The following is a 228-nucleotide window of genomic DNA, read 5'->3' on the forward strand; positions in this document are numbered from 1 at the left end:
ATGCATCCCTACATGTGCAGACGCAACTACTAATGAGTGCGCTACATTGTTGCCATCTCCAACATAGGCAATTTTAAGACCTTGTAATTCACTTTTATTTTCAAAGATTGTTTCTAAATCTGCTAATGCCTGACAAGGATGATAAATATCCGTTAAACCATTAATAACAGGAATTGTTGCATGCTCGGCTAGTTCTTTAACCATTGCATGAGAGTTTGCACGAATCAT

1 protein-coding gene is annotated in these 228 nt (G+C 37.3%); it reads right to left on the minus strand.

The window, feature by feature from the left end:
• Positions 1-228, minus strand: a 228-nt coding sequence (locus SB660_RS24385; RefSeq protein ID WP_410585240.1) for an ornithine carbamoyltransferase, incomplete at both ends; no start/stop codon positions are given.

Source organism: Bacillus sp. SIMBA_005, assembly GCF_046535585.1.
GTDB classification, from domain to species: Bacteria; Bacillota; Bacilli; order Bacillales; family Bacillaceae; genus Bacillus; species Bacillus pumilus.